We start from the raw sequence: 11,156 nt of genomic DNA, 5'->3' as shown, positions 1-11,156 counted from the left end.
GGTTACATTCCGAACCCGGAAGCTAAGCCTTTCAGCGCCGATGGTACTGCAGGGGGGACCCTGTGGGAGAGTAGGACGCCGCCGAACAAATTTTAAGAAAAGGCCCGGTCGGGAGCTTTGGCTCCGGACCGGGCCTTTTCGTCTTTGTAGGCTGAGGCCCATGCGCTATGACATGGTCATCTTCGACAACGACGGCGTCCTCGTCGACAGCGAGCCGATCTCCAACCGGCTCCTCGCGGCCTATCTCACCGAGCTGGGGCACCCCACCAGCTACGAGGACTCCCTGCGCGACTACATGGGCTCCGCCATGCACCGCATCCACGACCTGGTCCTCGAGCGCACCGGGCAGCGGCTGCCCGCCGACTTCGACACCACCTTCCACTCCCGCGTCTTCGCCGCCTTCCGCCAGGAGCTGCAACCCGTCTCGGGCATCGCCGCCACGCTGGACGGCCTGCGGGCGGACGGCATCCCGTACTGCGTCGCCTCCTCCGGAAGCCATGAGCGCATACGCGTCGCCCTGCGGAAGACCGGGCTCTACGACTACTTCGGCGAGGACCGCATCTTCAGCTCCGAGGACGTGGGCCGTGGCAAGCCCGCACCCGATCTCTTCCTCCACGCGGCGAGCCGCATGGGCGCCTCCCCCGACCAGTGCGCCGTCGTCGAGGACAGCCCGCTCGGCGTCCAAGCGGCCGCGGCGGCCGGGATGGACGCGTACGGCTACACGGCCATGACCCCGGCCGACCGGCTCCCGGGCGTCCGCGCCCACTTCTCGGACATGGCCGAACTGCGAATACTGCTCAGCTCTACCCACAAGTAGCGTCGGGGGCCTACGCTCCTCGGCCATGACGGATACGCGCCCGGGCCCGCGGCTGCGGCATGGCCGGGCCTCGCTGGCCATCAGCTTCTTCGTCCAGGGCGCGATCTTCGCTCTGCTCGTGACCCGGATACCCGCGCTCCAGGACCGCTACGGGATATCCGACGGGCTGCTGCCCCTCTTCCTCGCCGCCGTGCCGGTCCTCGCCGGGGCGGGCAGCGTGGCCACCGAACACCTCGTCAAGCGCGTGCGGCCGGGGCGGGTGCTGCGCTGGGTCCAGCCCGTCGTCTCGCTCGCGCTGCTCGCGGCGGGGTCGGGCTCGGCGGTGTGGCAGCTCGCCGTGGCGCTCGCGGTCTTCGGCCTCACCGTGGGGGCGCTCGACGCGTCGATGAACATGCTCGGGGTGAGCCTGCAACGCGCGTACGGGCGCAGCATCATGCTCGGCTTCCACGCCGCGTACAGCCTGGGCGGCATCGCCGGGGCCTCGCTCGCCTGGGTGGGCGCGCACTGGGACCTGCCGCTGCCCGTGCTCTACGCGCCGCTGGTGGCGGCCCTCGTGCCCGTCGCGTTCGTCGCCTCGCGGTGGTACGTGGACGACGCGGGCGGCACGCACGGGGAAGGAGAGGGCGCCGCGGAGCACGGCACCGTGAGCATGAGGCCGCTGCTGCCGCTCTGCCTCGTCATGGCCTTCGCCTACATCGGCGACTCCACGGTCTCCAACTGGTCCGCCAAGTACCTGGAGGACGTGCTGCACAGCTCCGACCAGCTGGCGACGGTGCCGTACAACGTCTACATGGTCACCACCCTCCTCGGCCGTTCCTTCGGCGACCTCGGGGTGCGGCGCTTCGGCGCGGCCGCCGTCGTGCGGGCCGGGGCGCTGCTCGCGGCGGGCGGGTTCGCCGTGGTCGCGGCAGCGCGGGGGGCCTGGGTGGGGATGCTCGGGTTCACGCTGCTCGGGCTCGGGCTGTGCGTGCTGGTGCCGCAGACGTTCGCCGCCGCCGGGCGGCTGTTCCCCGGGGCATCGGACGCGGCCATCGCGCGCCTGAACATCTTCAATTATGTGGGCTTTCTGATCGGTTCGCCGCTCGTGGGCGCGCTGGGGGGCGCGTGGAACTACCGCGGGGCGATGCTCGTGCCGATGGCGCTCGTCCTCGTGACGCTGGCCTACGCGAGGTCGTTCACCCCTGCACCAGCCCGATACGGTGACGGACATGAGCGGCCGCGCACAGTTGATGTGGGATGAGGAAGTAACCGGATACGACTTCGGTGCCGGGCATCCGATGGACCCGGTCCGGCTCGCGCTGACCATGCGGTTGGTCGAGGCGTACGGGCTCGACCGGGCGGTGGAGGTGGTGGCCGCCAAGGCGGCCGGTGACTCGACGCTGCGGCTCGTCCACCGCCAGGAGTACATCGACGCGGTGCGGCGGGCCTCCGCCGATCCGGCGGGCGCGGACGGTTCGTACGGGCTCGGGACCATGGACGACCCGGCGTTCGCCGGGATGCACGAGGCGTCGGCGCTGATCGCCGGGCAGTCGGTGGGCGCGGCGGAGAGCGTCTGGCGGGGTGCTGCGCTGCACGCGGTGAACTTCTCGGGCGGACTGCACCACGCGATGCCCGGCGGCGCCGCCGGGTTCTGCGTGTACAACGACGCGGCGCTCGCGGTGGCCCGGCTGCTGGAGCTGGGCGCCGAGCGGGTCGCGTACGTGGACGTCGACGTGCACCACGGCGACGGCGTGCAGGCGGCCTTCTGGGACGATCCGCGGGTGCTGACGATCTCGCTGCACGAGCATCCGCGCACCCTCTTCCCGCAGACCGGATGGCCCGAGGAGACGGGCGGCGCCGGTGCCGAGGGCTCGGCGGTGAACCTGGCGCTCCCGGCAGGGACCGGCGACGCCGGCTGGCTGCGGGCCTACCACGCGGTGGTGCCGGAGCTGCTGGCCGCCTTCCGCCCGCAGGCGCTGGTGACCCAGCACGGCGCGGACACCCACGTCGAGGACCCGCTCGCGCACCTGGGCGTGACCGTGGACGCGCAGCGCGCTGTGGCCGAGAGCTGCCACCGGCTGGCGCACGAGCACGCGGACGGGCGCTGGATCGCCCTCGGGGGCGGCGGCTACGCGGTGGTGGACGTGGTGCCGCGGTCGTGGACGCATCTGGTGGCGATCGCGGCGGGGCGGCCGGTGGAACCGGAGTCGGCGGTGCCGGAGGAGTGGCGGCACGAGGTGTACCGGCGGACACGGCTGGAGGCGCCGCGGCGGATGACGGACGGCCGCGAGCCGCGCTGGCAGGACTTCCACGAGTCCGGCTACGACCCGGCGGACCGCCTGGACCAGGCGATTCTCGCGACCCGCCGGGCCGTCTTCCCTCACCGCGGCCTGCTGCCCTGAGCCCGGGGCGCACCGCGCTCTCGTACGCCAGTGTTAGGCCGACCGTGGTAACTCGGGGCGTTCCCCTTCGGGCGCGGACGGTGATCCAGCAGCATCGGTGGGGTGTTGAGTACCGCCGCGCTGCGTGCGCATCTGCTGGCGGCGCGGCTCGCCGGGCCGGTGGCCACCAGCCGGGAGGAGAGCCTGCGCCGCTATCGGCTCTTCGCCGCCCGCGACCCCCGGGTGTTGCTCGGCCTTGAGCCCGAATACGACTGGTCCTTCGCCGAATTACTTCGCCTCATGGGGAGTAAATGCGGGGTTTCGGTCAACCCGGCCCATGTCTCCGGTCACGACGTGATCGACCCGGAGCGTACGATCGCCGCCCTCCAGACCTTCGCCGACCGCCTCCGGGTGGCCGCCGAGACCCGGGCGCCGGTGCTCCTGGGCACCGGCCACCCCCACCGCCTCCTGGGCTTCTACGCCGCGTTGGCGTCGGCCCTCTCGGCGGCGGGATGCCCGATCCTCACCCCCGCGCAGGGTAGATGTGTCGACATAACGACTCGCTTTGGCGTACGTACGTACCAGCTCACCTACGTACGGGGAGTCGCGATGGTGCGGGAGCCCGGCGCCCGCGCGACCGCGAGTGAGCCGGGAGCCCACAGCCATTCGCCGCTCCCGGTTCGCGTCGCCCTCGCCTGTGCCGCGGAGTCCGGAGGCCCCCTGCCGGGGCTGGTGATCGGGGACCACGGATGGGTCTGCGGGGCAGGTCAACTGGGGTTTGCCGCCATCGGCCTTGGCGACACCGACGACCCCGCGCTGTTCGTCGGGGAGGCCGAGGGGCAGGTGTCCGTCGCCGTTCCACTTGATGACGCTGTGCGGTCTGGTTACTACCGGCCGCTTACTCGCTATGTACTCAATCGAGCGTGTCTGTCACAGTAGGCGTGCGATCGCTACTCCTCTTCCCCACTCGCATCACCCGCCCCTAACCTGGGGATGAGCGCGCATGCGAGCAGGAGTCACCGGAGGGGAAGCCGGTGCCCGACATGTGCGGAAGGTTCAGGTGGTGTGTCATGGCTGCTGGCGAACGGCCTCTGAATGAGGTTCAGTTTCTGACCGTGGCGGAAGTCGCCTCGGTGATGCGAGTCTCCAAGATGACCGTGTACCGATTGGTGCACAGCGGTCATCTGCCGGCGATCAGGGTGGGCAGGTCCTTCCGGGTCCCGGAGCAAGCGGTGCATGAGTACCTCCGCGAGTCCTATGTGGGGGTGGAGTCCGCTTAAGCCGACGACCCTCGGATTACGTGGTTCGCCCGGTGGCGGGTAGGCTGGCCCGATGTAGGTCGTGTGGGCTCGGACGCCCCGCACCGAGTGATTCGAAGTGAGCGAGGGTAGTCGTGGGCTCTGTTATCAAGAAGCGGCGCAAGCGGATGGCGAAGAAGAAGCACCGCAAGCTGCTCAAGCGCACGCGCGTCCAGCGTCGTAACAAGAAGTAGGACCAGCGGCGCTGTGTTCGTCCCGCAGCCCTTCCACCCATGGGTGGAAGGGCTGCGGTGCGTGCGGGCGGGGGTCCGGCTCAAAAGGTCGCACCGCGCGGCGAGTGGTCATCACAGCGCAACATCGAGCGGTTACGGTGTTCCGCACAACCCAGCTCGACAGCCCCAGCTCGGACGAGGGTGGGAAGGAAGGCGCTGATCTTGGGAAAGGTCGTGCTCGTCACCGGAGTCGCCCGTCGGCTGGGGGGCCGCTTCGTGCGGCGCATACAGCGCGAGCCGGACGTCGACCGGGTCATCGGGGTGGACGCCGTCGCCCCCGAACACCAACTGGGCGGGGCCGACTTCGTCCGGGCCGACATCCGCCACCCCACGGTCGGGAAGCTGCTCGCCGAATTCGGCGTCGACACCGTCGTCCACATGGATATCAACGGCACCCCGCTCGGCACCCGCGGCAATCGCACCTCGGTCAAGGAAACCAACGTCATCGGCACCATGCAGCTGCTCGGTGCCTGCCAGAAGGCGCCCTCGGTCCAGCGGCTCGTGGTGAAGTCCAGCACCAGCGTGTACGGCTCCGCGCCCCGCGACCCCGCCGTCTTCAGCGAGACCACCCCGCCCAAATCGCTGCCGAGCGGTGGCTTCGCCAAGGACACCGTCGAGGTCGAGGGGTACGTACGCGGCTTCGCCCGGCGCCGCCCGGACGTCGCGGTGTGCGTGCTGCGCTTCGCCAACATCCTGGGGCCGTGCGCGGACTCCCCGCTCGCCGAGTACTTCGCGCTGCCGGTGCTGCCCACCGTGATCGGCTACGACCCGCGGCTCCAGTTCGTCCACGAGAAGGACGCCATCGAGGTGCTGCGGATCGCCGCCTCCGAGCCGCGCCGCGGCACGCTCAACAGCGGCACGTTCAACATCGCGGGCGACGGGGTGCTGCTGCTCTCCCAGGCCGCCCGGCGCCTCGGCCGCCCCACCCTGCCGCTGCTGCTGCCCACCCTGCGATGGGCCCGCACCGCGCTGCGGTCCGTCGGCGTCACCGACTTCTCGCCCGAGCAGATCCGGCTGCTCACCCACGGCCGGGTGGTGGCCACGACCCAGATGCGCGAGACGCTGGGCTTTGACCCCGAGTACACCACCGCAGGCGCCTTCGCGGACTACGCGCACAGCCGCGGTCCCGGGCTGCTCCCGCCCGAGACCCTCGCCCGTACCATCGACCGGCTCGCGGCGCTGCTGCCCGCCGGCGCCCAGAAATGAGGAGCGCGACCACCATGGCGGACGCCAAGGTCATTCCGTTCGGTGAGGAACCCCGGTCCCGGCGGAAGGGACTGCGCACGGGCCGTTCGAACCGGTCCCAGGGTCCGCTGAAGCCCGTACCGCAGCAGCGCGACGAGGAGCTGGAGCACCACCCCGAGACCTCAGCGGCCGCCGCCCCGCCACCGCCCCCGAACCCGCCGAAGCGGGCGCCCGGCGGCGGTGACTGGGAGCGCAAGCTCGCCCACGGGCTGAGCTTCCTGCGCCGCCGGATCACCGGCGAGTACGAGGTCGACGACTTCGGCTACGACGAGGACCTGACCGACCAGGTGCTGATGTCGATGCTCCGCCCGATGTATGAGAAGTACTTCCGGGTCGAGGTGAAGGGCATCGAGAACATCCCGGAGGACGGCGGCGCGCTCGTGGTCGCCAACCACTCCGGGGTGCTGCCGCTGGACGGGCTGATGCTCCAGGTCGCCGTCCACGACAACCACCCGGCCCAGCGCCATCTGCGGCTGCTCGCCGCCGATCTGGTCTTCGTGCTGCCCGTCGTCAACGAACTCGCGCGCAAGGCCGGTCACACCCTCGCCTGCTCCGAGGACGCCCAGACGCTGCTGGAGCGCGGCGAGGTCGTCGGGGTGATGCCGGAGGGCTTCAAGGGCATCGGAAAGCCGTTCGCCGACCGGTACAAGCTCCAGCGGTTCGGGCGGGGCGGCTTCGTCTCGACGGCGCTGCGCGCCGGGGCGCCGATCGTGCCGTGCTCGATCGTGGGCGCGGAGGAGATCTATCCGATGGTCGGGAACGCGAAGACGCTGGCCCGGCTGCTGGGAATCCCGTACTTCCCGATCACGCCGACGTTCCCGCTGCTCGGGCCGCTGGGGGCGGTGCCGCTGCCGACGAAGTGGACGATCCAGTTCGGCGAGCCCATCCCGACGGACGGGCATCCGCCGGAGGCCGCGGACGACCCGATGCTGATGTTCAACCTGACGGATCAGGTAAGGGAAACGATCCAGCACACGCTGTACAAGCTCTTGGTGCAGCGCCGCTCGGTGTTTTTCTGAGGCCGACGCTTTCTTGAGCGCTGGCGGTGAGGGTCCGGCGGCGGGACCGCCGGACCCTCACCGCGTCACCGCGTGTCGTCGCCGTCGAGATCGAGCCCCGGCAGCAGGTCGGGCAGCAGCGGCGGGATGGTGATGTCCGGCTGGGACGGCTTGCCGCCGCCCGTGTCGCCCTTGCCCGTGGACGGGCTCGGCGTCTCCGCGCCGGTCGGCGGCTCCAGCAGCCCCCCGGTGCCGCCCACCAGGCCCTGCTCCTCGGGGTCGGCCGACGCCGACGGGCGCGGCCGGTCGGGGGCGTCACCGGCGTGGCTGTGGCTCGGCGGGGCCGGGGAGGACGCGGACTGACCGCGCTCCGGCTCCACCACGCCGGGGCGCGGCGGCAGCTCGCCGCTCGGCTGACCGGACTGCCCGTGCTGGTCCCGGGAGGTGGGCAGCAGCGAGCGCAGCGGACCGACCTCATCGTCTATGGCGTCGAAGACCGAGCTGACCTGCTCGCCGACGTCCATCAGCTGGACCGGCAGCTGCTCGCGCAACCGGCTCCAGCCGTCACGGTGCGCCGTGGCGAAGGTGGACAGCTCCCGCATCGCGCCGAGCGAGCCGTCCCGCTTGTACACCGCGCGCAGCAGCCGGTGGCCCTCGGAGGCGTCATGCCGCATCCCCGACAGGGCCCGGCGGACCTCGCCGAGCTGATCGTGGTCGAGGTCGCCGGAGCGGGCTCGCTCCATCAGCCTGCGCGCCTCGCTCAGCCGGGTGGACGCCTGGTCGAGATAGATCCGGCCGCGGTCGGCGTCGCCGTCGGCCATCTCCAGTTTCAGGTCCTCCATGCCCCGCTTGACCCCATACAGGGTGTCGCCCGGGAGCGCGTCGGAGCTGGCAGCGGCGACCCCGCCGAAAGCGCCCGCCGCGACTCCCACGGTGAGCCCCCCGGCCGCGAGCCCCTTGGACCAGCGGGAGCGGGGCCGGAGTCTGGCCACCGGGGGTTTCGCGCGGTGGGCACCGCTGCTGCGGCGGCGCTGCTCGGGCACATGGGACGCGCCGTCGGCGAAGGCGGCCTCCATGGCGGCGATCAGCTGGGCCCGCTGGGTGGTTTTGACCTCGGCGGACAGCGTCGGCGTGGGCAGCTCGCCGAGCTGCCGGGTCAGGCCCACCAGCCGCTGCTGGCCGTGGTGGTCCGCCGCCGGGCCGGACGGGGCGGCCGCGGCCCCGGTCTCGGCTCCGGTCGCCCCGGTCGTGTCCTGGGACGCCTGGTGCCGGCTCTCCAGAGCCTCCAGGGCCTCCAGCGCCTCGGCGAAGGCGTTCGCCCGCCGGTGCGCCGATACGTTCGCGATCACGGGCGGCACCTCCTCTTCTCGTGACGGTCGACTCCCCAGGACACCTGGAGGTTCCGTGCCATGCGCGCGTCCACCCGATCGAGTGAGGGAACTACGGGCAGGGTACGACCGCGAGGTGCCTGCATCTCCCACAACGAGCGGCGCGGCACAGGGGTTACGCCCTCCCGATGATCGGACCACACCTCGCGGCCGCGCCGTCCGGGGCCTGCGGGGTCAGCGCGCGTCGTCCGGCAGCAGCCGCGCCAGGGTGCGCACGGCCCGGTACTGAAGCGTCTTGATCGCGCCCTCGTTCTTCCCCATGACGCGGGCGGTCTCGGCGACCGAGAGGCCCTGGAGGAAGCGGAGCGTCACGCACTCCTGCTGCTGCGGGTTGAGTTTTCGCACCGCCTGGAGCAGCGCCGCGTTGGAGAGGGACTCCAGGACGGAGTCCTCTGGGCTGCGCTCGACCTCGTTGGCGTCGAGCATCTCGCCGGTGGTGACCTCCAGCCGGAAGCGGCTGGATTTGAAGTGGTCGGCGACGAGGTTACGGGCGATCGTCACCAGCCAGGCGCCGAAGTCGCGGCCCTGCCAGGTGAAGGTCCCGATGCGGCGCAGGGCGCGCAGGAACGTCTCGCTGGTGAGGTCCTCGGCCGTGGCCCGGCCGCCGACCCGGTAGTAGATGTAGCGGTACACCGTGTCGGCGTACTGGTCGTAGAGCCGGCCGAAGGCCTCGGCCTCGCCCGCCTGGGCGCGCTCCACGAGGTCCATCATCCGGCGGCTGTCGCTGTCCGCGCTGGGCCGCCGGGCGGTGGAGGTGGAGGTGGAGGTGGAGCCGCGGGAGCGTCTGCCGACCGCCGCGCCGCCGTCGGTGAGGGCATAGCACGGACCGGCGGTGCCGGACCGGCTGACCGTGCCGTGGGCGGGACCGGCCGGACGTGCGGCACCGGCCGCACCGGCGGGCACGGGCGAGGCGAGGGCGAGGGCGGGGACGGCATACGCGGTGGGGACGAAGCCGCGCAGACAGTCGAGGACCGTTGCGCGCAGCGTAGCCAGGCCCGAGGCGTCAACCCCGACGTGTGGGTACACGGGACTCCCAGAGGCAGAGCTTCCATCACGTGCAGTACGGGACCGTTCACCCGCCGTAGGGACGCGTGGGTACCGGTTTGCGTCTAAGGAGAATAACGCTTCGTATAGGCGGTGCTACACCCAGTTGCTCAAATCATCGTTTCCGTCTGCTTCGTTATGGATTGATGACGGATCAAGTGCCGAATGAAGTAAGAGAGTTGATCGAAAAGCTTCGCTGCTTGTGCGCTGGTATGGCGTGTTGTGACAAACCAGCGGTAAGGGGACTGGCGGGGGCGCTATGGGGCAGCAAACGCGGATTGACTGAAACGGGACGGGAGCGGTCGCTCGATGACCGTCCGGATCGCTGCCCATGCCGTCACGCAGCGCGACGATCAGTCAAGGCCGGGCATGCCCGGTCACCCTCGTTCGGCGACGGTCGGTCACGGTGACGGGGCGCCGCCGGAGGGCGCCGGGGTGTACCTAGCGGCGTCGGCGGTGGAGGGCCACGGCCGCGGCCGTACCGCCCGCCACGGCGCCGACGCCCGCCGCGGCCGGGATGCCGATGCGGGCCGCCTTGCGGCCGGTGCGGTAGTCGCGCAGCCGCCAGCCGCGCTCGCGGGCGTGCTTGCGCAGCTGCCCGTCGGGGTTCACGGCGTAGGGGTGGCCGACGATCGACAGCATCGGGATGTCGTTGGAGGAGTCGCTGTACGCCGCGCAGCGGCTCAGGTCGAGCCCCTCGGCCGAGGCCAGCGCCCGTACGGCCTCCGCCTTGGCCGGGCCGTGCAGCGGCTCGCCGACCAGTTTGCCGGTGTAGACGCCGCCGACGGACTCGGCCACCGTGCCCAGCGCCCCGGTCAGCCCAAGCCGCCGGGCGATGATCGTGGCGGTCTCGACGGGGGCCGCGGTCACCAGCCACACCCGCTGCCCGGCGTCCAGGTGGGCCTGGGCGAGGGCCCGGGTGCCGGGCCAGATGCGGTCGGCCATGTACTCGTCGTAGATCTCCTCGCCGATCGACATCAGCTCGGCGACCCGGTGGCCCTTGACGATCGACAGCGCGCTGCTGCGCACGTCCTCCATGTGCGCCGGGTCCTCGACCCCGGCCATCCGGAACCACGTCTGCTGCCAGGCGAAGCGGGCCAGCTCGCGTTTGCGGAAGAAATGGCGCTTGTAGAGGCCGCGGCCGAAGTGGAAGAGCGCGGCGCCCTGCATGACCGTGTTGTCCAGGTCGAAGAAGGCGGCCGCCTGCTCGTCCCCGACGACGGGGAACTCCGGCTCGGCGGCGGTCTGCGGCGGCGGAGTCCCGGCCGACGACTTGCGCGCCGCCTCGGCCGAGGCCTCACCAGCGAGGACACTCCGCTCCGTAGCGGGCTGTCGACGTCGGGTGAACCATCCCAGTGCGGCCATGGAGCGAGCATAGTCACGCCCGAGGTGCTTCCCGTTACGCCCCGGTGTCGAGCGGATTCAGGTTGCGCGAAAGGGGGCGGACGCGGGCATCCGGAGGCGGGCCGCCGTCAGCCGCCGAGGGCGGTGCGCAGCCGCTTGGGATCGACCCGCCAGAAGTCGTGCTGGGCGCCGTCGACCAGGATTACCGGAATCTGCTCCCAGTACTTGCGGTACAGCTCCTCGTCCTGGGTGATGTCCTTCTTCTCCCAGGGGGTGCCCAGCTCGCCGCAGACCTTCTCGATCACGGCCTCGGCGTCCTCGCAGAGGTGACAGTCGGGCTTGCCGATCAGCGTCACCGTGCGCTCGCTGGGCTTCTTGCGGGGGGTGCGACGCAGCAGCGGACTCATGCGTCCCATTGTGCGCGCCCTC

Annotated in this window: 12 protein-coding genes and 1 rRNA gene; 9 read left to right on the top strand and 4 right to left on the bottom strand. The window is 71.3% G+C overall.

Going from position 1 to position 11,156, the window contains the following annotated elements; translation table 11 throughout:
• The 9 genes from rrf to ACH4TL_RS38930 all read left to right on the top strand — a co-directional run.
• Positions 1–87, top strand: a 5S ribosomal RNA gene (gene rrf, locus ACH4TL_RS38970); the annotation flags it as partial.
• Positions 88–160: 73 nt separating this feature from the next.
• Entirely contained in the window at positions 161–817 is a 657-nt protein-coding gene (locus ACH4TL_RS38965) for an HAD family hydrolase (protein ID WP_398325460.1), read from the top strand.
• A 25-nt stretch (positions 818–842) separates the two neighbouring features.
• Positions 843–2,057, top strand: coding sequence for an MFS transporter (locus ACH4TL_RS38960; protein WP_398325457.1), 1,215 nt, complete (start codon positions 843–845; stop codon positions 2,055–2,057).
• Positions 2,026–3,198, top strand: a complete 1,173-nt coding sequence (locus ACH4TL_RS38955) for an acetoin utilization protein AcuC (protein ID WP_398325454.1) — start codon at positions 2,026–2,028, stop codon at positions 3,196–3,198. Before ACH4TL_RS38960 ends, ACH4TL_RS38955 begins: the two co-directional genes overlap by 32 nt.
• A 102-nt stretch (positions 3,199–3,300) precedes the next feature.
• Positions 3,301–4,116, top strand: a complete 816-nt coding sequence (locus ACH4TL_RS38950) for a phosphatase (protein WP_398325451.1) — start codon at positions 3,301–3,303, stop codon at positions 4,114–4,116.
• A 131-nt stretch (positions 4,117–4,247) separates the two neighbouring features.
• Entirely contained in the window at positions 4,248–4,457 is a 210-nt protein-coding gene (locus ACH4TL_RS38945; protein ID WP_014053989.1) for a helix-turn-helix domain-containing protein, read from the top strand.
• 113 nt (positions 4,458–4,570) lie between these two features.
• Entirely contained in the window at positions 4,571–4,669 is a 99-nt protein-coding gene (locus ACH4TL_RS38940) for a 30S ribosomal protein bS22 (protein WP_003948845.1), read from the top strand.
• Between the two features lie 201 nt (positions 4,670–4,870).
• Entirely contained in the window at positions 4,871–5,914 is a 1,044-nt protein-coding gene (locus ACH4TL_RS38935; RefSeq protein ID WP_398325448.1) for an NAD-dependent epimerase/dehydratase family protein, read from the top strand.
• Between the two features lie 14 nt (positions 5,915–5,928).
• Positions 5,929–6,972, top strand: coding sequence for a lysophospholipid acyltransferase family protein (locus ACH4TL_RS38930; RefSeq protein ID WP_398325445.1), 1,044 nt, complete (start codon positions 5,929–5,931; stop codon positions 6,970–6,972).
• A gap of 65 nt (positions 6,973–7,037) precedes the next feature.
• Here the strand turns inward: ACH4TL_RS38930 and ACH4TL_RS38925 are convergent, their stop codons facing one another.
• The 4 genes from ACH4TL_RS38925 to ACH4TL_RS38910 all read right to left on the bottom strand — a co-directional run bounded on the left by ACH4TL_RS38925 (position 7,038) and on the right by ACH4TL_RS38910 (position 11,134).
• Positions 7,038–8,300: a DUF5667 domain-containing protein gene (locus tag ACH4TL_RS38925; protein WP_398325442.1), complete on the bottom strand. Its 1,263-nt coding sequence runs from the start codon at positions 8,298–8,300 to the stop codon at positions 7,038–7,040.
• A gap of 213 nt (positions 8,301–8,513) precedes the next feature.
• On the bottom strand, positions 8,514–9,365 hold the full coding sequence (locus tag ACH4TL_RS38920; protein WP_398325439.1) for an ECF subfamily RNA polymerase sigma factor, BldN family: 852 nt from the start codon (positions 9,363–9,365) through the stop codon (positions 8,514–8,516).
• 459 nt (positions 9,366–9,824) lie between these two features.
• Positions 9,825–10,748, bottom strand: coding sequence for an HAD family hydrolase (locus ACH4TL_RS38915; protein WP_398325436.1), 924 nt, complete (start codon positions 10,746–10,748; stop codon positions 9,825–9,827).
• A gap of 107 nt (positions 10,749–10,855) precedes the next feature.
• A complete protein-coding gene (locus ACH4TL_RS38910; protein ID WP_398325433.1) occupies positions 10,856–11,134 on the bottom strand; it encodes a glutaredoxin family protein in 279 nt (92 codons plus the stop codon).
• Between the last annotated feature and the right edge of the window lie 22 nt (positions 11,135–11,156).

Origin of the sequence: Streptomyces sp. NPDC021115, from assembly GCF_044333065.1 — a bacterium.
Classification (GTDB): domain Bacteria; phylum Actinomycetota; class Actinomycetes; order Streptomycetales; family Streptomycetaceae; genus Streptomyces.
This window is presented reverse-complemented; position numbering and strand designations above follow the sequence as displayed.